The 18,567-nt window shown below is 43.9% G+C and carries 21 protein-coding genes and 1 rRNA gene; 13 read left to right on the top strand and 9 right to left on the bottom strand.

Annotated elements, in window-relative coordinates; genetic code table 11:
• The first annotated feature begins 235 nt into the window (after positions 1-235).
• Positions 236-1,261 carry a tRNA dihydrouridine(20/20a) synthase DusA gene (gene dusA / locus AC3IT7_RS12440; protein WP_489248677.1) on the top strand — a complete coding sequence of 342 codons (1,026 nt, stop codon included), beginning with the start codon at positions 236-238 and terminating at the stop codon, positions 1,259-1,261.
• A gap of 52 nt (positions 1,262-1,313) precedes the next feature.
• Here dusA and AC3IT7_RS12445 read toward each other — a convergent pair whose 3' ends face one another.
• The gene (locus AC3IT7_RS12445) at positions 1,314-1,826 is read right to left on the bottom strand and encodes a hypothetical protein (protein WP_489248678.1); all 513 of its coding nucleotides are present in this window, start codon (positions 1,824-1,826) and stop codon (positions 1,314-1,316) included.
• Between the two features lie 229 nt (positions 1,827-2,055).
• Positions 2,056-3,330: a bifunctional phosphopantothenoylcysteine decarboxylase/phosphopantothenate--cysteine ligase CoaBC gene (coaBC, locus tag AC3IT7_RS12450; protein WP_489248679.1), complete on the bottom strand. Its 1,275-nt coding sequence runs from the start codon at positions 3,328-3,330 to the stop codon at positions 2,056-2,058.
• Positions 3,331-3,443: 113 nt separating this feature from the next.
• On the opposite strand from coaBC, the gene radC reads away from it, so the two are divergent.
• Both radC and AC3IT7_RS12460 read left to right on the top strand, forming a co-directional pair.
• Positions 3,444-4,145, top strand: coding sequence for a RadC family protein (radC, locus tag AC3IT7_RS12455; RefSeq protein WP_489248680.1), 702 nt, complete (start codon positions 3,444-3,446; stop codon positions 4,143-4,145).
• 64 nt (positions 4,146-4,209) lie between these two features.
• On the top strand, positions 4,210-5,121 hold the full coding sequence (locus AC3IT7_RS12460) for a bestrophin family protein (RefSeq protein ID WP_475654784.1): 912 nt from the start codon (positions 4,210-4,212) through the stop codon (positions 5,119-5,121).
• A gap of 109 nt (positions 5,122-5,230) precedes the next feature.
• On the opposite strand, the gene AC3IT7_RS12465 is transcribed toward AC3IT7_RS12460, so the two are convergent.
• Positions 5,231-6,082: a PHP domain-containing protein gene (locus AC3IT7_RS12465; RefSeq protein WP_489248681.1), complete on the bottom strand. Its 852-nt coding sequence runs from the start codon at positions 6,080-6,082 to the stop codon at positions 5,231-5,233.
• Between the two features lie 44 nt (positions 6,083-6,126).
• On the opposite strand from AC3IT7_RS12465, the gene AC3IT7_RS12470 reads away from it, so the two are divergent.
• Genes AC3IT7_RS12470 through mnmC form a run of 4 tightly spaced genes read left to right on the top strand, consistent with a single transcriptional unit; the run spans position 6,127 to position 9,516 of the window.
• Complete coding sequence (locus AC3IT7_RS12470) at positions 6,127-6,738, top strand: septation protein IspZ (RefSeq protein ID WP_475654782.1); 612 nt, start codon at positions 6,127-6,129, stop codon at positions 6,736-6,738.
• Positions 6,739-6,766: 28 nt separating this feature from the next.
• The gene (locus AC3IT7_RS12475) at positions 6,767-7,069 is read left to right on the top strand and encodes a YciI family protein (protein ID WP_489248682.1); all 303 of its coding nucleotides are present in this window, start codon (positions 6,767-6,769) and stop codon (positions 7,067-7,069) included.
• Positions 7,070-7,074: 5 nt separating this feature from the next.
• Positions 7,075-7,578, top strand: a complete 504-nt coding sequence (locus AC3IT7_RS12480; RefSeq protein WP_489248683.1) for an SH3 domain-containing protein — start codon at positions 7,075-7,077, stop codon at positions 7,576-7,578.
• Between the two features lie 39 nt (positions 7,579-7,617).
• Positions 7,618-9,516 (top strand): bifunctional tRNA (5-methylaminomethyl-2-thiouridine)(34)-methyltransferase MnmC2/FAD-dependent 5-carboxymethylaminomethyl-2-thiouridine(34) oxidoreductase MnmC1, encoded by a 1,899-nt coding sequence (gene mnmC, locus AC3IT7_RS12485; protein WP_489248684.1) that lies wholly within the window; start codon positions 7,618-7,620, stop codon positions 9,514-9,516.
• A 160-nt stretch (positions 9,517-9,676) separates the two neighbouring features.
• Here the strand turns inward: mnmC and AC3IT7_RS12490 are convergent, their stop codons facing one another.
• Positions 9,677-9,991, bottom strand: coding sequence for a rhodanese-like domain-containing protein (locus AC3IT7_RS12490; RefSeq protein ID WP_475654778.1), 315 nt, complete (start codon positions 9,989-9,991; stop codon positions 9,677-9,679).
• Positions 9,992-10,082: 91 nt separating this feature from the next.
• Between AC3IT7_RS12490 and AC3IT7_RS12495 the strand changes: the two genes are divergently transcribed.
• Positions 10,083-10,571 (top strand): YajQ family cyclic di-GMP-binding protein, encoded by a 489-nt coding sequence (locus AC3IT7_RS12495; protein ID WP_004281601.1) that lies wholly within the window; start codon positions 10,083-10,085, stop codon positions 10,569-10,571.
• A 28-nt stretch (positions 10,572-10,599) separates the two neighbouring features.
• On the top strand, positions 10,600-11,103 hold the full coding sequence (locus AC3IT7_RS12500; protein WP_475654777.1) for a DUF4442 domain-containing protein: 504 nt from the start codon (positions 10,600-10,602) through the stop codon (positions 11,101-11,103).
• 64 nt (positions 11,104-11,167) lie between these two features.
• On the opposite strand, the gene AC3IT7_RS12505 is transcribed toward AC3IT7_RS12500, so the two are convergent.
• From AC3IT7_RS12505 to AC3IT7_RS12515, 3 genes are all read right to left on the bottom strand, one after another.
• Positions 11,168-11,536, bottom strand: a complete 369-nt coding sequence (locus AC3IT7_RS12505) for an acyl-CoA thioesterase (protein WP_489250015.1) — start codon at positions 11,534-11,536, stop codon at positions 11,168-11,170.
• Between the two features lie 74 nt (positions 11,537-11,610).
• Positions 11,611-12,042 (bottom strand): thioredoxin TrxC, encoded by a 432-nt coding sequence (trxC, locus tag AC3IT7_RS12510; protein WP_489248685.1) that lies wholly within the window; start codon positions 12,040-12,042, stop codon positions 11,611-11,613.
• Positions 12,043-12,939, bottom strand: a complete 897-nt coding sequence (locus tag AC3IT7_RS12515; RefSeq protein WP_489248686.1) for an alpha/beta hydrolase — start codon at positions 12,937-12,939, stop codon at positions 12,043-12,045.
• 125 nt (positions 12,940-13,064) lie between these two features.
• Here AC3IT7_RS12515 and AC3IT7_RS12520 point away from each other — a divergent pair, with 125 nt between their 5' ends.
• The 4 genes from AC3IT7_RS12520 (at position 13,065) to AC3IT7_RS12535 (ending at position 16,669) form a co-directional block, all read left to right on the top strand.
• Complete coding sequence (locus AC3IT7_RS12520; RefSeq protein WP_475654950.1) at positions 13,065-13,400, top strand: protein tyrosine phosphatase family protein; 336 nt, start codon at positions 13,065-13,067, stop codon at positions 13,398-13,400.
• Positions 13,393-13,815, top strand: a complete 423-nt coding sequence (locus AC3IT7_RS12525; protein ID WP_489248687.1) for a protein tyrosine phosphatase family protein — start codon at positions 13,393-13,395, stop codon at positions 13,813-13,815. The genes AC3IT7_RS12520 and AC3IT7_RS12525 overlap by 8 nt, the downstream gene beginning before the upstream one ends.
• Positions 13,816-14,015: 200 nt before the next feature.
• Positions 14,016-15,212, top strand: a complete 1,197-nt coding sequence (locus AC3IT7_RS12530) for a hypothetical protein (RefSeq protein ID WP_489248688.1) — start codon at positions 14,016-14,018, stop codon at positions 15,210-15,212.
• 77 nt (positions 15,213-15,289) lie between these two features.
• Entirely contained in the window at positions 15,290-16,669 is a 1,380-nt protein-coding gene (locus AC3IT7_RS12535; RefSeq protein WP_489248689.1) for a dihydrolipoyl dehydrogenase, read from the top strand.
• On the opposite strand, the gene AC3IT7_RS12540 is transcribed toward AC3IT7_RS12535, so the two are convergent.
• Both AC3IT7_RS12540 and rrf read right to left on the bottom strand, forming a co-directional pair.
• Complete coding sequence (locus AC3IT7_RS12540; RefSeq protein WP_489248690.1) at positions 16,635-18,254, bottom strand: Na/Pi cotransporter family protein; 1,620 nt, start codon at positions 18,252-18,254, stop codon at positions 16,635-16,637. The two genes, AC3IT7_RS12535 and AC3IT7_RS12540, sit on opposite strands and share 35 nt — an antisense overlap.
• Positions 18,255-18,422: 168 nt before the next feature.
• Positions 18,423-18,537, bottom strand: a 5S ribosomal RNA gene (gene rrf / locus AC3IT7_RS12545).
• Positions 18,538-18,567: the final 30 nt, after the last annotated feature.

Here is an 18,567-nt window from a genome sequence, read left to right on the forward strand (position 1 = left end):
CATCTTTCTACTATCAAAATATACCATTCCGGACTGACTTGGAATTCTAATTTTATTTCTTGTTTGGTGTGCTGAACTTAGTGCTGTGATTCAAGTTCGCCGGGTGGTCTTGCCAATTTTATGCTAGTATTATGCCCTCTTTTTTTGCGATACCGGCCAAGTTGGCTTAAGCAGAAAATATCTGGGCGAGCATCTGCATCGCCTGTTCTTCCGTTTCGTTAAGGCGTAATTTTGAATGACTGATTTGACCACCATTGAAAATAAACTTCAACCACGAATCAGTGTTGCGCCAATGATGGATTGGACTACCAAAGACTATCGTTTCTTTGCCCGGCTGTTTAATCCAAATGTGATTATGTACACCGAAATGGTCACCACTGGTGCCATCATTTACGGTGATGCCAAACGTCATTTGGATTTTAATACCGAAGAACAGCCAGTTGTGCTGCAACTTGGTGGCTCTAATCCCCAAGAGCTGGCGACCTGTAGCAAGATGGCACAGGATTGGGGTTATAACGAAGTCAACTTGAATGTGGGTTGCCCGAGTGACCGGGTGCAGAACAATAAAATTGGGGCCTGCCTGATGGCGGAACCTGACCTAGTGGCAGAATGTATTGCTGAAATGCGCCATGCAGTGGATATTCCAGTGAGCGTAAAACACCGGATCGGCATTGATGACATGCAGTCTTATGAAGAGATGCTGCATTTTGTCGACACCGTGGCCAAAACCGGCTGCAATAATTTTATCGTACATGCCCGAATTGCCTTATTAAAAGGTTTATCACCGAAAGAAAACCGAGATGTGCCGCCCCTGCGTTATGAAGATGTCTATCGTTTAAAACAGGATCGTCCTGAACTGCTCATTGAAATCAACGGCGGGATTAAAACCTATGCCGAAACACTTGAGCATTTAAAACATGTCGATGGTGTGATGATTGGCCGTGAAGCCTATCATAATCCGTATTTATTGGCTGAACTGGGACAACTCTGGAACCTCGCAGCACCGGATCGTTTCGAGATTATGCAACAGATGCTGCCTTATATTGCCCAGCGCATGGCAGAGGGTGCACCATTGTCAATTATTAGCCGTCATATTCTGGGTCTGTTCCAGAACTTGCCGGGTGCCCGCAAATGGCGTCAGGCGCTAAGTGGTGGCAATGCCAAGACATTGAAAGATGTGGAAACTGCCCTGTTTAATATCCAGGAAGCCATGCAACGTACCGAAGACTATGTACGCGAACATCAGCAGGTTGAATCCTGAACATAAAAAGCACCGCTGGCCGGTGCTTTTTTTATAGAAATTGCTCTATTTGCTAGTGTGTATAAGCGGTGATATTGCCGACTGGAATCGGCTCTTCTTGATCAGAGCCACCTTGGGGTAGCGGCTCAGCCACGGGTATAAGCAGAGAACTGGAGGTATTCTGCTTCAATTCAGGCACTGGCTCCAGATCGTCCAGGGCCGAGGCCAACTGATGTAACTCTCGATCCAGTTGCTGCCGATATTGTTCAACTTCAATTTCATCAAAAAAAGCAAAGGCATCATCCTCAATCGACCAGCTATAACCACCCTCCACCTTAAAAATTTTTACATTCACCGGATATTCTTCGCCTTGATAATTCAAGTGAGAAATCGCCTTAAATTCATGGCCCTGACGCTGAACAATTTTGACCTTTTGCACGGTAAACCGGTAGCGCTGATAATGCTGGTTAGAATTAAATTCACGTTGCATCTGCGTTTGAATATTTCGGGCCAACTCATCCATCGAGACAAAATAACTGCATCCAGTCAGACAGGCGATCATCCATAACATCATGATTGTTTTCATAGCGCCCCCCTTGTTGTTCTTTGCTGTTCCTGCTTATAGCGGATATATGCAGTATTTTTATCTTTGCTTATTCTGTGACCTATTTTATGCTTTTTTAAAAAAACAATAAATAAGCAGTCTATCAATTACGACTAAATATTTAAGATTTCTGATATTTTTTTAAATGAATGGTAAAATTTTATCCATAAAAAAGCCCTGAACCGATCAGGGCTTTTGGGTGAAGATTGTTTTAAAAATCGTCATCACTGGATGGATCACGATGTAAGGCATCATGAATTGCTTCGATCAACTGCTGGGCGATTTCCTGCTTGGAGGCTTTTTCCAGATCACGCTTATCCATCTGGTAGTGTTCGGCAAAGAATACCGTCATGGCATTTTCATCTGAAGCAAAACCGATATCTGTCCGGGAAACATCATTGCAGGCAATCATATCCAGTTTTTTTGCGACCAGCTTGCCAGCCGCATATTCTTCAATATTACGGGTTTCTGCGGCAAAACCGACCATAAACGGACGCTTTTCCTGCTGGGCAATGGTTGCCACAATATCCGGATTTTTTACCAGTGCCACATTCAGCTCATCGCCAGATTTTTTAATTTTATGTTCTGCAACTTCCGCCACGCGATAATCCGCCACTGCCGCCGTGGCAATAAAGATATCGCAGCCCTGTTCCAGCATCTGCATGCTTTCATTGAGCATTTTAATGGCAGAACTGACATTTTTGCGTTTGACACCATTCGGTGTATCCAGCGTGACTGGCCCTGCAATCAGGGTCACATCTGCACCCGCCGCATAACAGGCAGCAGCCAAGGCAAAGCCCATTTTTCCAGTACTGTGGTTGGAAATATAACGCACCGGATCAATCGCTTCACGGGTTGGGCCTGCGGTAATCGTGACACGTTTACCTGCAAGCTGACCAAATTTTTCTGCGATCGCTCGCTGGGCTTGATGGAAATATTCTGTGACTTGTCGTGCCAGATCTTCCGGTTCAGGCATACGGCCTAAACCCACATCGCCACAGGCCTGAGATCCGGCATCCGGCATAATCACATGCACGCCATCTTCGATCAGTGTCGCAAGATTACGCTGTGTGGCCTTGGCCGCCCACATTTGCTGATTCATCGCAGGTGCAACCCAGACCGGTGCATTGGTGGCCAGATACAAGGTGCTGAGCAAATCATCTGCCAGACCGGCAGCAAATTTTGCCAGGGTGTCACAACTCGCAGGTGCAACCAGCAACAGATCCGCCCAACGTGCCAGCTCGATATGCCCCATGCCTGCTTCTGCTTCGGTATCCAGCAGTTCGGTATGTACCGGATTGCCAGACAAAGCTTGAAAGGTTAAAGGTGTAATAAAAGCCTGTGCGCCTTGGGTCATTACCACCCGCACATTAAATCCGGCATCTTTCAGACGGCGAACCAGAATTGCACTTTTATAGGCAGCAATGCCACCTGTCACAGCTAAAATGATATTTTTATGAGGAATTACACTTACGTCGAAGCTCACAAACAGGTTACCTTTCTGTTGCAGTGGGGCTCACAATAGCATTAAATAATCGCATTCCCAAGAGATCGGCTTGAGGGAAAACTCATAATTCATAATAAATAAGTCGAATAACCATGCAATTTTCTATCAAAAACTGGCCGGAACAAGAACGGCCGCGCGAACGTTTAATTCAATATGGTGCAGAAAGTTTATCCGATGCCGAACTACTGGCAATTTTCCTGCGTTCCGGTTCACAGCAACATTCTGCAGTTGAACTGGCCCGGCTGCTGATTCAGCATTTTGGTCATCTCACTGCACTGCTAGATGCACCCCTGCAGGAAGTAAGTCGCTTTCATGGCATGGGCGTGAGCAAATACACCCAGCTGATGGCCGTGAAGGAATTGGGACGGCGCTATATTTCCGAACACCTGAAACAGGATGCTCTGGAACTCAACAATTCCAAACGGCTGAGAGATTATTTGCGATTTGAACTGCTTGGTGAAACGCAGGAGGTTTTTGCCGTACTGTGTCTTGACGCTAGTTTAAGAAAAATCAGCTTTAAAAAACTGTTTTATGGCTCTGTAAATGCATGTGATATTTCCATCAATCAACTGCTGCGCTATGCGATTAGCCAGCAGGCAACTTCAATTGTGATTGCACATAATCATCCACTTGGCCGGGCCTCTCCTTCTGCAGCAGATCTACATCTGACCCGCCAGATTCAGCAAGCCTGTCAGCTGGTCGATATTTATTTAATCGACCACTGTATCATTGCACTGGAGGGCAGTTTTTCTTTTGCCGAGCAGCAACTCATTAAACCCGCAATATATCGGTGATTAGCACTTGACAAAGCTGGCTTAACTCAAGAAGATCATGAAAAAACTGTGATGATTCCAATAAATGATTGTACGTGACCAGCCGAGTCTTTTTAAACTGCTGTTTTCCTGGCGAGGTACAATTTTGCCGAAGGTTTTGCCGCCTTTGGGTGTGGTGATGTTGATCTCGGCCATTATTGGCGGATTATCCTATAACGGTTATTTTCATTTCCCGGAATTACCTCTGGTCGGCTTTACCCTGATCGGTGTCGTGCTATCGATTTTTCTTGGTTTTAAAAACTCGGCCTGCTATGACCGCTGGTGGGAGGCACGTAAGCTCTGGGGTATTTTAATTGCCAATTCACGACATTTTGACCGGGATTGCCGGATACTATCCCAAGGTCGCCGTGAACGTGTCATTCAGCACGTCATTGTCTTTGCCAATGTGCTACGTGACCGATTACGTCATCAGACAGCCAATCCGACTGAACTGACAGAAACCAGCGGAATGAGCCAACAGGCCGTGACTCAACTTTATCAACAGGCCAATGCACCACAATACACTTTAAGCCTGATTCAGTGGGAGCTTATGCAGGCCCTTAAAGATGGTGAAATTTCCGATATTATTTATATGCAGATGAATGATCATGTCGCGGAATTGAGTATTGTACAGACCGGCTGTGACCGGATTGCCACGACTCCGCTGCCTTTTGCTTATTCGGTACTCTTGAATCGTACCGTTTACTTCTTCTGTTTTATTTTACCTTTTAGTCTGGGTTCTACCTTAGGTCTGTTTACGCCTTTGCTGGTTGGCATTTTGGCCTATACCTTTTTAGGACTGGATGCCTTAAGTTCAGAAATTGAAGAACCTTTTGGTACGCAAAGTAATGACTTGCCACTCGATTCGATGGTACGCACCATTGAAATTGAACTGTTAGGAACTTTGGGCAAACCAACGCCACCACCAATTCAGGCCAAAGAGCATAATTTACTTTAATTTATTAGCTCTCCTTTACGAAGCTGTGCTTCTCATCTCCTTATAGGAGAGGGAACTGCTTCTCTTGCGCCATATATGGCTCAGGGAGAAGGTTGGGATGAGGGATTTACTAAACAAAACTTTCCCAAATACCGACCTGTCCTGGTTTGAGACTCGGCACATTTCCGAGCCTAATCCAGGGCATATGATCACCATGAAAATCACTGCCTATCGACACTTTCAACTCATGCTCGGCAATCATCCGATCCACCATCTGCCGGGTTGAAGCCGGCTCAATCGTTGGGGGCAGTTCTACCGCATCACCACCAAACTTGGCAAAAATCTCGATCAGATAACGGATATTGGTGGCGGATAAATCATATTTGGTCGGATGTGCCAGTACCGCAAAACCGCCACTGGCGTGAATCACCTGAATGGTATCTTCCAGACTTAGTCCATCAAATTTGACATAGGCTTTTTTGCCTTCCTTGATATATTTATCAAAAGCCTGCTGGGCACGGCTCACAATACCTTTTTCGACCAGGGTTTTGGCAATATGTGTCCGGGTAATCCGATCCGGCACCTGATCCACTTTGGCCAGCACATCGCTATAGATATCCTGCCCTATCAGCGGAATCAGTAAATCGCAAATCTGTTTGCAGCGTTCTGCACGAATTATTTTTTGTTGTTGCAGGGCTTTTTGTAAAGGCTCGGGATGTTGCATATTCAGCGCGACAATATGCACGCCATAATTTTTTTTGGTGGCTGGCCGTGACCATTGACTGGATATTTCAACCCCAGAAATAATCTTAATCTCATGATTTTTCGCGGCTTCTCTGGCTAAGCCTAAGCCATCCATCGTGTCGTGATCCGTCAATGCCAAAGTATGCACCGATTTCTCTACGGCAGCCTCGACCAATTGCTGTGGAGTTAAAGTTCCATCAGAAATATTACTATGTGTATGTAAATCTACGCCGTGCATCTCTATACTATGACATTTATTTGATCAGATTTAGATACTCTAACATGAAAGCACTTTTAGACTTTGTGCCACTCATTATTTTCTTTTATTTATATAAAACTGTAGATCCAAAAGATACTGACCATCAACTCCTTCAACTCATCGGTTCGGCTGGTGGCGTAGATAACAATAATATTCTTGTGGCAACCACTGGTCTAATTATTTCTATGCTGGTGGTCTATGGTGCGTTATTTGTCATGCAAAAATTTCGTCTGGATAAGCAGCAATGGATTGTGCTGTTCATGACCGTCATTTTTGGTGGAATTACCTTGATGCTGAGCGACGACTTTTATATCCGCTTAAAAGCGGTGTTACTGAATCTGGTCTTTGCTGGCGTGTTCCTGCTGTCTCCGTGGTTTAGTAAAGATAAAAAGCCCCTGATTCAGCGCCTGTTTGGGCCGGTATTTAACTTAAGTGAAAAAGGCTGGATCAAACTGAACTATGCCTGGGTCGCCATGTTTGCCCTAATGTCATTTTTGCACACCTTTTTCGCCTACTTATGGCTGGATGGAAAATATTGGGGTGAATTCACTGCATTCGGTGACATGATCGTGATGTTTTCCTTTATCATTATCCAGTTTATTGTATTGCGCAAATACTTTAAAACTGCTGAATAAATCCAACTACAAACGATTGAGAATCATCATGCCTTTATTTGTCGTTAGCTGTACCGATCAGGAAGGTACAGTGGAAAAACGCCTTGCCATTCGTCCGCAACATCTTGCCCGCTTGCAAAAGCTGAATGATGAAGGCCGTCTGATTGTTGCTGGTGCGATGCCGAAAGATCCAGCTAATCCGCAAGCCGGCTTTTATGGCAGTACCATCATTGTCGATTTTGACAGCCGTGAAGCACTGGATACATGGTTGCAGGATGAACCCTTCCTGAAAGAAGGCGTATATGCACATATTGATGTCAAGCCGTTTAACAAAGCATTCCCTCAAGGATAAGGTTTATGCGTGTTGTTCTTGCCAGTGTCATTGGCCTTTGCTGTACCTTTCATCCTGCCTGGGCTGTAGAAGTAGCGAGTACCCCAGCGACACAGAGTAGTTTAGCAAATACCGTACACGCGACTGTCACACCGCCCCCTGCCGCGCCTAGACCGGCGATTCTTACAGTGGCTGCCACTGCGGCTCAGACCATTCAGCCTGCTGAAAATAAACCACTGACTGCGGAACAGATTGCCAAGAACAAAGCCCAGCAGGAGGCCAAAGTCAAAGCGTTGGTCAAAGACCAGGCGACTCGTCTGCAACAGCTTGAAAAAGCCAATCTGGAGGCATTAGCACAGAATCAGGAATTACAGCTCAGAAATGACAGTCTTGGTGTGCAAGTACAGGTGTTACAAAGCGAACGCAGTGCCCAGATGTTTCTCTATGGTGCTGCCACCCTGGCCGTGGGTGTTTTACTGGGCTTCCTGATTGCCAGTTATGTTTATACCAAGCGTCGCCGTCAATGGTAATCTATTGGCCTTTCGGACTTATTTAAGGTTGTAGTGGTTTTGTCGCATGCAATTCAAACCGCCGATCTCGATTGGCAATTAGTAGATGGCATTGAGGTGCCGGTATCCAGGCAGTTTGGCGATGTTTATTTTTCTAAAGACAATGGTTTGCTGGAAACTCGCCATGTGTTTTTAAATGGTAATGACCTGCCAACCCGCCTTGCCGAGTTAAAACCGTTTGAATATTTTTGTGTCGGCGAAACCGGCTTTGGTACAGGACTGAATATTCTGGCCCTGTGGCAACTGTGGCAACAGGTCCGTCCGGACAATCAGAGTCATCTGCATGCTGTTTCAGTCGAAAAATTTCCGCTTTCTAAAGCTGATCTGATTCGTGCTTTAAATGTCTGGCCTGAACTCAAGCCCCTGGCAGATCAACTGATCGCCCAATATCCAATGCCAATTGCCGGCTGCCACCGTCTCAGTTTCCCGGAGCAACGTTTCAGTCTGGATCTGTGGCTCGGAGATGCGCATGAGGTGTTTCCTGTCATTGAAAAGACAGTCGCCATCAATGCCTGGTTTCTGGATGGCTTTGCACCTTCTTGTAATCCAGACATGTGGGAAGAAAATGTTTTAACGCATATTGTGCGTTTGTCCGAGCCTGGCACCACTTTTTCTTCTTTTAGCGTCGCCGGGGTCTTAAAACGTGGCCTGAAAAATCATGGGATTTCCATTTCACGTCCGAGAGGTTTCAGACATAAACGTGAAATGCTGAAAGCGGTCTGGAATCCACCCGAGCAGGGTATTACCAGTCCTGAACAGGACGTTTCTACAAAAAAAATTAAATCAAATGCTGACCTTCGATTTAAAGTACGCCAGATTGCGGTTATTGGTGCTGGTATTGCCGGTTTAAGTGCCGCATGGGCATTTGCCCAGCGTGGCCATCAAGTCACGATTTACGACCAATCAGCACCACTTGCCGGTGGCTCGGGTAATCCGCTGGCACTACTGAATCCAAAACTGTGTCCGATTGAACAGAGTGCTGAACATTTGATGACTCTGGCATGGCAGCATGCTTTAAATCATTATGCACCATTCAAGGCATTTCGACCGATTCAGGTCAGCCAATTGGCACTCAAAAATTCTGAAAGTCTTTTCAGCCTGGCAAATGGCTATCCGGAAAATATTCTTTCGGTGCAAACAGCGGACAAGCAATCACTAAAAACTGAATATCCAGGTTTAAAACTCCTAGCGGCAGGCACCATTTCTCCGCATCAGTTACGGGATGAAGTTTTGCAACATGCCAATATTCAGTATATACAGGCCAAAATCACCCGGATCGCTGCAGAAACCAAGCCTGAACTGTTTGAGCAGGAAAAATCTTTGGGGCAGTTTGATCATGTACTGGTATGTAGCGCACGTGATACCCAACAATTCTTTGAAGATTATCCGGTGCTCAAACCTATTCGGGGTCAGGTCAGCTGGCTAAACAATCGCAATTGGCCCTTAAGCCAGCATACTGCCTATAGCTACGGCGGTTATTGCATGCAACTGGATGACGACCATTTAATTCTGGGCGCATCCTTCCATCCCGGCCGGGATGATACAGAGGTGTTAGCAGAAGATCATGTTCATAATTATGAACTACTGCAAAGCGTCTTTTCAGAATATGCCGAATCATTAGCTCCGTTCGAGGCTTGGCAAGGCCGTGCATCGGTGCGTGCGCAAAGTCAGGATTATTTTCCTCTGCTCGGCAAAATGAAAGCGGATGAGGAAATTTACAGTTTTGCCGGGCTAGGTTCCAAAGGCTTTCTGTTCGCTCCCTTGTGCAGTGAAATTCTGGCGGCACAGATTCTGGGTGAGGCCTGTCCACTACCCTCGAGTCTGGTCAAAAAACTCAGTGTGACCCGCTTTCAAAAGAAAGTAAAAGCCAAGAAGCCTTATTTTAAGCCACTGCTATAGAATCTTATTTTAGGGATGTTATCTCTCTTATAAAGAGAGCTCGAATGAGGGTTTTAGTGCATTCTGAAAATATTTTATTTTTCCCTGTTCCTAAACCCAGAGAGAATAAAAATTTCACCGATAAAAAAAGCGCCTTGCGGCGCTTTTTTTAACAGAATGCTTATGCACCCTGTTCAAGCGGTAAGCCTGCATCACGGGCAGCACGAGTACCGCCCATCAGAATGACATATTCACGTGAGCTGTCAAAACTCTCTAATTTTTCAGCAGCACGTGGAGCTTTACTGCCCCCACCACACAAGATGTAAATGGGTTGATCCGCTGACACCTGAGTGAGGTGCTCTGCTGAAAGATCGCTAATGGGCTGATTCACCGCCCCTTTCACGTGTGCTTCAGCAAAAGCACTTGTATCGCGTACATCCCAGATAATTGCATTTTCTGGGAACTCAAATGTTGTAATTTCTTGTTTACGGATCATTGCGCACTCCTTTGATGTAAACAACACTTGGCAAATGAAGAAAACATCCCTAGCATCTCAGATATTCTTTCCCTTTGTAAAGGTCTAAACCATGCCTTCTTTCGATATTGTATCTGAATTAGAAATTTTTGAAGTAAATCATGCGGTTCAAAACACCCAAAAAGAGATTGCAACCCGTTTTGACTTCCGTGGTCAAGACGTTTCGATTGAACTGAATGAAAAAAACAAGGAAATCAAGATTTCGACTGAAAGTGATTTCCAGTGCGAACAGGTGTATAGCATGCTGGAAAGTCATTTCTTTAAACGCAAAGTTGATATTCAGGCACTTGATCCACAAAAAATGACTGCTTCAGGTAAAAATGTGATTCAGGTGATCAAGCTTAAAGACGGTCTTGACTCTGATACCGCAAAAAAAATTAATAAAGCCATTAAAGAAAGTGGCATTAAAGCGCAATCTTCGATTCAGGGTGACAAGATTCGTGTGACCGACAAGAAGCGCGATACTTTGCAACAAGTGATGGCATTCTTGAAAGAACAGCAATTTGGTCTGCCTTTACAGTTCAACAACTTTAAAGATTAAGACCATTTTGTGTCTTAAAGTAGGAATTATGACGCATCGCAATCGACTGACCAAACTGGTAAAAGCCACGTCCAGATTACCGCAAGGCCTTCGCAGTACTTTACTAAGTAAAACTTTTGGCCGTGTGGTGCCCATGGTGGGAACAGCGAAAATTCGCTATGTAGAACTGAGTCCAGCAAAAGTCGTGGTCACAATCGCCAATCATAAAGCCATGCAAAACCATATTGGTCAGGTACATGCCTGTGCCATGGCTTTACTGGCAGAAACTGCGACCGGTTTTGTCACTGCGATGAATGTGCCGGATACGGCAATTGTACTGATCAAAAGCTTAAAGATTGATTTTAAACGCCCGACGCGCGGTGCCATGACGGCAGTTGCTACGCTCACGCCCGAGCAGCAAGCCTTGATGCAAAACTCGGATAAAGGCGACACACTGGTTCAGGTTACTATCACGGATGAGTCAGGTGAAGCCCCGATTCAATGTGAAATGCTCTGGGCGTGGCTGGCCAAAAATCAGCTGAAACAATCATAATTCTGTCCTACCGACACAAAAATCCCAGATATCAAATCTGGGATTTTTTATTTCGAGCAAATCATTAGGTAGGCTGTGATTCTAGAAACTTCTGTTTGGCTTCGTCTGGAATCAGACGCTTGTTGCCTTTTACATCGACAGCCACAAAGGTAAATACACCTTCGGTGACACGAATCGGTGGACGTGAATCATCATGACTGTCCCAGACTTCAATTTCCATCTGGATGGAGGTTTTGCCCACTTTTAAAATCTTGGTATAACAGCTAATCACGTCCCCCACTTTGACTGGAACCAGAAAGGTCATCTGGTTGATCGAAATCGTGGCACAACGTCCCTTTGAAAATCGTTCTGCATGAATCGCGCCTGCCAAGTCCATTTGTGAAACGATCCAGCCACCAAACACATCACCGCTCCAGTTGGTATCTGCAGGCATGGCGATGGTTTGCAGGGAAAGAATTCCCTCTGGTCTTACTTGAGAATCTGACACATTCACTCCAGGCATTTAAATTAAGGTTGATTATTTAACTGTTGATCAAGCCACTGCTGCAGTTCACTTGATCGTAATGCACCGCTTATTCTAGCAATTTCGGTGCTTTTATTCATTAACACCAGCGTTGGAATACTGCGAACATGAAAGGCCGAGCTTAACCGTGGATTGGCTTCAGTATCAATTTTTGAAAAAACCACATTTGGATATTGCTTGGCCACAGCGGCAAAATGTGGTGCCATCATTTTACAAGGTCCGCACCAGTCGGCCCATAAATCAACCAGAATCGGCAGGTCGCTATGCGTGACAAACTGACTGAAATTCTGTTCATTCAGCTCAATCGGCGCCAGCGGGATCAGGGCTTGATGACATTGACCACAGGCAGGACTTTCGCTGAGTTTTTCTTCTGGGACGCGGTTTTTGGCCAGACATTCAGAGCATACAATAATCATCTAGCGCACTCCAATATGTTGATGTAAGAATTCTAGTTGAGTCGTAACCGCTTTTTCAAACCATTCGGCATGATAAATATCAAAATGCCGGATATTCCACTCATGATATTGTACAAATGGAGCAAGATTGGTCGCAGTTTCCCGACTGGATTCAATTGGAATCAGACTATCTGATTTCGCTGCAATAAATAGCACCGGAATGGTAATTTTTCTAACCTGCTGAATCGGGCGATAACGCATCAGCTGAAAGAATGCCCGTGCAGGAATATGGCCACTCCAGTAATAATCCGGATTGACAATCGACAGATAACCCTCATAGCTGTCTTGGGTCGGCATAAAACACAGTTCATGCGGATCAACCACAGGCAAGGTCTTCGGTGCCATTCCGACCTTAGCTCCCATATAGTCCTGACTGGAAATGCTCAAAGCTTTGGGCAATTGCTGTAAAGGATACAGCTTGGCACTTTCGGCACCATCGACAAAAGGAACCTGTACCATCGCAGCCTGAATATTTTTCAGTTCTGCTGCTAGGGTAAGTACATGCCCCCCACTGAGCGCAGTTCCCCAGAGTACGATCCTTTTACTATCAATCGATTTACGTGCCTGAATATGCTGGATCATGGTTCGCCAGTCATCTAGCTGGGCAGAAACCGAGACCAGCTCACGCGGTCGCCCGGTACTCCCGCCCCAATAGCGATAATCGAATAACACTACCGCATAACCGGCACTGGCAAAACGCTGGGCATATTGCACCAGTTTAAATTGACGTAAGGCAGCCAGACCATGCGCCATCAAAATCACAGCCGGTTTTTCTATATTTTTAGGCCGGTAAAAATCTGCAGCAATCACTTCCTGACCGCTTTTGACATACAGTGGTTCAACTGTATAGGCGTACATACGCGCTCCATTGCGTTATCTTATGGTTATCATCATTTATAAAAATTTCAGAACAGGTTCAGCATGTTTTGTGCTTAATGCTATCATAAAGCATATCGATATAAATGAAATGATGGAGTGGTGTCATGAGCGAAAATGTAGGTTTTGCAGGTCAAATTGGTCCTGAACATGTAACACAAGTGCTTGAGAAAGGTTTTAAATCGATTATCAATAACCGTCCGGACATGGAAGGTGGTTCTGAGCAGCCAACCAGTGCACAAATTGAAGAAGCTGCACGTGCAGCAGGTCTAGATTATGTGTTCCAGCCAGTGGTTGCCGGTCAGATTACTGAACTTGATGTGCGTACTTTTGCCAATCATTATAATGAATTGCCAAAACCTATTTTGATGTTCTGCCGTACCGGAAATCGCTCTAATAATTTATATCAACTGGCCAAACAAATGGACCTGCTGGATGACTAAGTCGTTCTGGAAAGGTGTGGTACTGGCAGGCTGTTTAAGCTGTACTACACTTGTGTTTGCTGCAACTGATCTCAGCCAGACGCTAAGCTCTACGGTCAGCGTGTCTGGTCAAATGACCCCAGGCAAGTTTCAACAACTGATTGAGCAAGGCTTTAAATCTGTGATTGTAAACCGCCCTGATCAGGAAACCGGCAATGCGGTTACAGTAAGCCAATTACGTTCAATCGCAGAGAAATCACAAGTCAGTGTCATTTATCAACCCATCATCAGTGGTCAAATTTCTCAAGCCAATATTGAGGAGTTTGCCCGATACTACAATGAGTTGCCAAAACCAATATTAATGGTCTGCCGTAGCGGTACACGTTCAGCAGCCTTATTTAATCAGGCGAAATCTCAAGGATTGATTCATGAATAAAATCTTGGTCGTATTATGTCTGAGCTTGGCCTTTGTCGGCTGTAGTTCAATGAATTTAAAGCCGACTGTAGGTGTGAGTGTGGGAACTACTCTATAGAGTTCTGAGTAAATAAAAATGGCGCTCTTTGCGCCATTTTTTTTATATGATAATCTTCAAATAGTAAAACTATATTCTTTATATAATTATTTTGGGGTAAAACATGAAGTTTAATAAAAGTGTGCTTGTTATCACCTTATCAGGTTTTTTAGCCGCTTGTGGAGGCGGTGGTAGTGACGGTTATTATGATAAATCTCCCTCAACTGGAACCAATAATGGAGATAATTCAAGTATTCCATCTGGTGAACAAACCCCTCAACAAATCTTGGATACCATAAAACGTGAAGGCCAGTTCTTATTTGGAAATTATGACCCAAATGATGCTACTACGGCTAAAGGTTATATTGACCATGCATTAGATACTTTCGCACAGGGTCCCCTACAATTAAGCCTAGACATTCGAAAAATAGATTTATCTGCCTATAAAAATAGCTCATATTACCGCAACAAATGCTTTGCCTTAAGTAAAACAGATTACAGAGCTTGTTATGTCTTCGTGGGTGAAGATATTAAAAATATCTTACCTGGTTACGATAACTGGGACTTTGATATTACAGTAAGTGATTTAAAAAATATTAAATTACAACATGATGAAGTAACACCAAACTTAGAAGAATATGAGTCAAATACACGTATTTATGTATTTGAAAACGAAAATGGAGATAAAAATTTCCATGATGTAACTATTACCGGTGCATTTTCATATCCCTTCCAACAGTCATGGGGAATTCAACAAACTCAACAAAAACGTTTTGTTTTGATTAATAGTAGCACTAGTGATTATAAGATCACCACAACAGCAATTGTAGCCGATCCAGAAACAGGTGAAGATACTGAACGAGAAATTACGACAGGCGCAATTAGTATTTATAAAGATTTAACCTCACGTGATGGTAGCTTATATAACATTCAATCAGGTTCAGGATTTAATGTACTGATAAATGATAATCCCAATATTCCTTTTGCTGAGCCAATTTCGTTAATACTAAACTCATCTCCTGGCACAATTAGTTCAGCTAATTACCGCGTGAGAGCTTCTGGTGAACAAGAATTAATTCTACCGAGCATCACGACAATTGATGGTACTCGTGTTGAAAATGAAACTCCTGATCAAAATAAGCAAACTTTTACTGGTAGTATTAAGTTAATTGGCATAAACATTTTAAAATTTAAACAAGCAACAAGCGGTACGCTTAGTTTTGAACATGCTATTAACGGTACAACATTCAAAGGAACTTCAACAAATAATGGCGGTACAATTAATACGAATTTGAGCTTACCGGCAGGCATTAAATTTTAAGTGTAAATAATTGCAATAAAATCCTCTTTCTAGAGGGTTTTTTTATATAGTTATATTATTTTTAAGATATTTATATTATGTACGACCTCATCATCATTGGCGCAGGCACAGCAGGAATCAGTGCATATAATGAAGCCATCAAATACAACCAGAATATTTTAATTATCAATGATGGCCCATGGGATACCACCTGCGCTCGTGTCGGCTGCATGCCGAGTAAGCTGCTGATCTCATCTGCAAATCGGATGCATGACATTCAGTCTGCAGAAGTTCTCGCTTTACAACATGATGCCGCGGTAGATACTTCAAACGTCATGCAACGCCTGCATAGCTTAAGAGAACGTTTTATTCGTGCAACCTTGAAAGGTGTAGATCAATGGGAAGCTTCACATAAAATTTCCGGTCAAGCCAAGTTTATTGATACACATACTGTTGAAGTCAATGGACAAACCTATCAGGCTAAAAGCTTTATTGTTGCAGTTGGTTCACGGCCTAATATTGATAAAACATTAAAGCAAGAATTAGGTGACAGATATCTGACTTCCGATGAAATATTTGAACTTTCCCAATTACCCAAGTCCTTAGCAGTAATTGGAAGTGGTGTAATTGCTATTGAGCTGGCTCAGGCCATGCAACGGCTTGGCGTATCCACCACCATGTTTGCTCGTAGCCAGAAAGTAGGCTCGTTAAGCAGCCCTACTTTGCAGTCACTGGCGCAAAAAGAGCTCAGTCAAGAGATAAATATCAAGTTTAAAGTCTTGCCGGATCAAGTCAAAAAACTAGCCGATCAGATCAAGATTAATTTTACTGAGAATGATCAAGTGCAAAGTATTGAAGTTGACTATATCTTGGGTGCTACAGGACGTCAGACGAACCTGGATCGCTTAGGCTTAGACCAATTAAACCCTGCTTTTACAGATATCAAAAAACTGCCTATCAATAAAAAAACCAAACAACTCGCAGATCTGCCAATATTTATAGTCGGTGATGCCGCACCTGATGCTCCCATTCAACATGAAGCTGCGCATGCTGGCAAAGAAGTGGTGCATAACTGTTTAAATTATCCAGAAGTTAAACCGATTCCAGCACTCACTGCATTGGCAATCGTATTTTCTCACCCGGAAATGGCGATTGTGGGACAAAGTTTTAAGCAGCTAGAACAGCAAGAGATTAAGTTTATCCGAGGATTTGCCTCCTATGAAAATCAGGGACGTGCGCTGGTACTGGCCGAAAATAAAGGCGGTATCGAAGTTTATATTGATAAAAAATCAGGCAAATTATTAGGCGCAGAACTGTTCTGTTCACAAGCCGAACATCTTGCCCATCTTCTGGCCTGGACCATTGATGCAGGTCAGGATATCCACCAAATTCTGGCAAAACCTTTTTACCATCCAACGCTGGAAGAAGGTCTCAGATCGGCACTCAAACATGCTCGTCGTCAATTTGATGCATTGTAAGTGCTTGCTGACGTTCATTGAGCACATTAATCAGACGATGACTGTGGGCAACTAAACGATCTAACCAACGCTGAGCAGCCAGTAACTCCAAAGTTTTGGCTGCATTCAACTGATAGGTTGAAGCATAAATATTAATTTTTTCACGTAATTCACTACGATGCTGCTTACTCCACTGTTTTAGATGCCCCATTTCAATATACAGCTGACTTAAATCTTCAGATGAATCGATATCAGGCATCACAGTTCCGGCATTTTCCAGAATCTGGATAAAATCCAGGGCAATCTGATGAATCGTGGGCTGGGTCCGAATACTCACCACATGCTTCAAGTTTTCCAAATCACTGCGCAATACTTTTAAATAAACCATCATCCTTAATACGTTAAAGAGCCGGTTTTGATCAGCGCTATTTTCAGGCACAACAATTTTTTCCAGGTAATCCTGTAACTTATGGATTAATTCATCTTGCTGTTTTAACTCATTGGCTGAAACCAGTTCTGCCGATTTGATGGCTTTTACAATCCAGGCATATTGGGTCAATATCGTTTTAAAGATCACCTGTTCTGCGGTATTAATGGCAACTGCAGGCACAGCCAGACTGGCTTCATCCAAAGCTTGTAATAATGAATCTTCATGTGCTGGAATATATTTCACCAACAGCCGTTCAAAGGGACGCAGCAATGGCATAAAAAATAAGGCGCCACATACACTAAAGGCTGTATGAAAAGCCGCCACAATCACCACATGATCCCAACTCGATAAAAAATACTGTGGTTGATAAAGCCATAAAAATAAAGGAACCAGAATACAAAATGCAAAAATTGCACTTACTACATTAAAGCAGACATGTACTGCTGCAGTTCGTTGGGCATTTGCATTGGCACCGATCGCGGCAAGAACTGCAGTTGCAACTGTGCCAATATTCTGGCCAATGACCAGCATGAGCGCTTGATCGAGCTGAATGGCCTGACTTGCAAGTGCAGCAAGTGTGGCTGTAATGGCGGCACTGGAGGACTGTAAAATCACCGTCATCACCAAGCCAAAAAGTACCAGCAACAGTTTGGCAGCCAGACTTTCAGTAGAGAAAATGGAAAGGTCAAGATGTTCTGCAACCCCTGACATGGCCACCTGAAGCAAATCAATTCCAAAGAAAATCAGTCCGAAGCCTGCAAGCGCCAAACCAGTGAGTGCGGTACGTCCATGGGCCAATATTTTAAGTAAAGCACCTATAGCAATGAGAGGTAAAGCCACTTGCCCAATAGAAAACTTTAAACCTAAAAAAGCCACAATCCAGCCAGTAGTAGTAGTACCGATATTGGCACCAATAATTACACCAATGGCTTGCGAAAAAGAGAGTACACCGGCGCTGACAAAGCCAATTGTTGCTAAAGTAGTCGCTGTAGAGGATTGCACAATGACAGTCAGGGCAATCCCTGAAGTCATTGCTTTAAAAGGAGAACCGGTAAACCGCCCTAACCACTGTCTTAGTGTTTCCCCTGCAATGTCTTTAAGACTTTCGGTCATTAAAGTCATGCCAAGCAAAAATAAACCGATCCCACCACAAAGCTGTGCAAATACCTCAAACACGCATATTCCTAGGCTTCAAATATTTTAATGATTAAAACACAATCAGCCTGATTTAAGAATGGCAATTTTTTTGAGTAAATTCAGAATATTATTTTAATTCCGCTCTTTTTCTTTCTTCCGCGCATAAAAAAACACCCCCTGCATCAGCAGGGGGTGTTTTGAATAATGAGCTGGCGATGACTTACTCTCACATGGGTAACCCCACACTACCATCAGCGCTAAGAGGTTTCACTTCTGAGTTCGGGAAGGGATCAGGTGGTTCACTCTTGCTATTGTCGCCAGCACAACTGTTTATGGATACTTGCTTTGGTCT

The sequence above is a fragment of the Acinetobacter sp. KH_038 genome (assembly GCF_057839405.1).

Bases quoted from the DNA above. Each gene is read 5' to 3' on its own strand.
- AC3IT7_RS12520 (WP_475654950.1), top strand. From the start codon at position 13,065: ATGAGCGAAAATGTAGGTTTTGCAGGTCAAATTGGTCCTGAACATGTA.
- AC3IT7_RS12460 (WP_475654784.1), top strand. From the start codon at position 4,210: ATGATTGTACGTGACCAGCCGAGTCTTTTTAAACTGCTGTTTTCCTGG.
- radC (WP_489248680.1), top strand. From the start codon at position 3,444: ATGCAATTTTCTATCAAAAACTGGCCGGAACAAGAACGGCCGCGCGAA.
- AC3IT7_RS12495 (WP_004281601.1), top strand. From the start codon at position 10,083: ATGCCTTCTTTCGATATTGTATCTGAATTAGAAATTTTTGAAGTAAAT.
- AC3IT7_RS12475 (WP_489248682.1), top strand. From the start codon at position 6,767: ATGCCTTTATTTGTCGTTAGCTGTACCGATCAGGAAGGTACAGTGGAA.
- AC3IT7_RS12530 (WP_489248688.1), top strand. From the start codon at position 14,016: ATGAAGTTTAATAAAAGTGTGCTTGTTATCACCTTATCAGGTTTTTTA.
- AC3IT7_RS12470 (WP_475654782.1), top strand. From the start codon at position 6,127: ATGAAAGCACTTTTAGACTTTGTGCCACTCATTATTTTCTTTTATTTA.
- trxC (WP_489248685.1), bottom strand. From the start codon at position 12,042: ATGATTATTGTATGCTCTGAATGTCTGGCCAAAAACCGCGTCCCAGAA.
- AC3IT7_RS12480 (WP_489248683.1), top strand. From the start codon at position 7,075: ATGCGTGTTGTTCTTGCCAGTGTCATTGGCCTTTGCTGTACCTTTCAT.
- AC3IT7_RS12500 (WP_475654777.1), top strand. From the start codon at position 10,600: ATGACGCATCGCAATCGACTGACCAAACTGGTAAAAGCCACGTCCAGA.
- AC3IT7_RS12535 (WP_489248689.1), top strand. From the start codon at position 15,290: ATGTACGACCTCATCATCATTGGCGCAGGCACAGCAGGAATCAGTGCA.
- AC3IT7_RS12525 (WP_489248687.1), top strand. From the start codon at position 13,393: ATGACTAAGTCGTTCTGGAAAGGTGTGGTACTGGCAGGCTGTTTAAGC.
- AC3IT7_RS12445 (WP_489248678.1), bottom strand. From the start codon at position 1,826: ATGAAAACAATCATGATGTTATGGATGATCGCCTGTCTGACTGGATGC.
- dusA (WP_489248677.1), top strand. From the start codon at position 236: ATGACTGATTTGACCACCATTGAAAATAAACTTCAACCACGAATCAGT.
- AC3IT7_RS12465 (WP_489248681.1), bottom strand. From the start codon at position 6,082: ATGCACGGCGTAGATTTACATACACATAGTAATATTTCTGATGGAACT.
- AC3IT7_RS12490 (WP_475654778.1), bottom strand. From the start codon at position 9,991: ATGATCCGTAAACAAGAAATTACAACATTTGAGTTCCCAGAAAATGCA.
- AC3IT7_RS12505 (WP_489250015.1), bottom strand. From the start codon at position 11,536: ATGCCTGCAGATACCAACTGGAGCGGTGATGTGTTTGGTGGCTGGATC.
- AC3IT7_RS12515 (WP_489248686.1), bottom strand. From the start codon at position 12,939: ATGTACGCCTATACAGTTGAACCACTGTATGTCAAAAGCGGTCAGGAA.